3 protein-coding genes are annotated in these 1,749 nt (G+C 59.4%); all 3 read right to left on the minus strand.

Annotated elements, in window-relative coordinates; all coding sequences use genetic code 11:
* Positions 1-677: 677 nt before the first annotated feature.
* Complete coding sequence (locus AC1DT2_RS22485; RefSeq protein ID WP_477298852.1) at positions 678-968, minus strand: hypothetical protein; 291 nt, start codon at positions 966-968, stop codon at positions 678-680.
* A 182-nt stretch (positions 969-1,150) separates the two neighbouring features.
* On the minus strand, positions 1,151-1,528 hold the full coding sequence (locus AC1DT2_RS22490; protein ID WP_477298854.1) for a hypothetical protein: 378 nt from the start codon (positions 1,526-1,528) through the stop codon (positions 1,151-1,153).
* Positions 1,525-1,749, minus strand: a 225-nt coding sequence (locus AC1DT2_RS22495) for a hypothetical protein (protein WP_477298856.1), incomplete at its 5' end; no start/stop codon positions are given. The genes AC1DT2_RS22490 and AC1DT2_RS22495, both read right to left, overlap by 4 nt.

Below are 1,749 nucleotides of genomic sequence, written 5' to 3' on the forward strand. Positions count from 1 at the left end.
GGACAGCAGGCGGTGAAAGTACCGGCAGTGACGATCTGTCCAGTCCATCATGGGGGCGACGGTGAGGCGGAAGGCTGAGGGGGGAGTGGGTTGCATGGCGGCATTTTAGCCGGTTCGGGGAATTGCCATCGGACGACACGGGATCGCGCGTTGACACCTACCGAGTCGGACACATAAGGAACCAGTAGCGTAACGCCGGACCGAAAGCGCGTATGCGTCACATGTTCATCCATCGACTCGTTCTCGCAGGAACATCAGCAGCAAGACAAAGGGCCCCACGACCGCGCAACCGAATAGGGTCAACCATCCCAGATTTCCCCACCATGCGCTCATGCTCCCTCCTATGCTCACTGATGGGTAATCTCGGAGATAGGTCACCTCGACCGGGGCTCCATTCCACGTGTCACTGCAACTGTCTGGAAGTATTTTTGCGTGTCCCCGGCCGACATACACATTGCCACTTACTTCGAACCGGTAGTCGAACGTCGGTGTCTTCCCTGCGCACTGCGTAGCCGTGACGATACCCACGGCGGGTACCGGATCAAATAGGACGGGATGCACGTCAACCAGCCAGAGCACCAGGAGCGCCAGAGGCACCCCGATCAGTACGTAACCCGTGCGCTTGCGATTGCCCACGACAAACTGCCAGTAGGCTGCAATGAATCCCTTAAGTGCCATCACGGCAACCCAAGTTGCCGTCCATGCCACACCTGTTTGGCGCCCGATCGACCTTCAACCGTGACCTTTACGTTGAAGCAAGACCGGGCGTCCGGATCCGACGGGAGACGAACACCGACGACGTCGTTCCACTTCGAAATATCAACGGCGGACGCGCCAAGCCTGGGCTCAGCGTTGAGCGTGTTAATCGACGGAATGTCGTACCCCATGCCAATGTCGTAGAGCTCGGGGACGTTTTGCAGTGCCGATATCGAGCCGCACGAAACCTCGACGGTTATCTTGTCGATCACCCCCAGCCGCTTTGCTTCGTTTGTCGGAAGATGCAGGAAATTACACGCGGACTTGCACTACCGAAGCGCAGGTGCTCCCGCAGATAAACATGGACAGCAGAGCCGTCCAGAATCGTGACCTCATCGGATACCGCCCCCATTCTGTTCCGGGCCGAATAACAAGAAATTGTCCGGCCTATTGCTCATTCTTGAAGCTGACGGGGCGGGTCCAGAGCCCAGGCCATGATAATCAGACCGACGACAGCGGGAACCAGCCACAGCAGGATACTGGCCAGGCTCGGTGTGGCAGGCTCCAGTTCCATGGCGCTAAAGGGATTGATCGCCCCGATGGGAAGCATGATGGCGACAAGCAGGCAAAGCCAAGCGGCAATGYGGCGCGCCAGTCGATGCATGCATAGCAGACCGACGCCGAGAGGGCCCAACACGGCGCAGATGAATGCGGTCACGAGCGGTGCGCCATTCGCCCTGAAGGCATCTAGGCAGGCGCCGAGTACTCGCCACAGGCATGTGGCGCCAGCCAGATACGCCACCGCGCGTCGCAAGATATCGGTCGGTGTCATAGCGGTATCAACTCGATCTCCGAGTCCATGACATCTGCGACCCAGCGAACACTTCTGTCGTCGTTGAAACAGACAACGATGCCCATCGACTCGCCGTTTGGCCCGGTGAACCCATGGTCAAGCTCGACGATGTCACCCACGGCGGGGCGGCTGCTGCCATCACCCGCCCTCATATCGACGCGCTGCACGGGAATCTCGGCGATCAGGCGGGCCTTCAGGGG

Source organism: Luteibacter sp. P4_E6, from assembly GCF_056401535.1.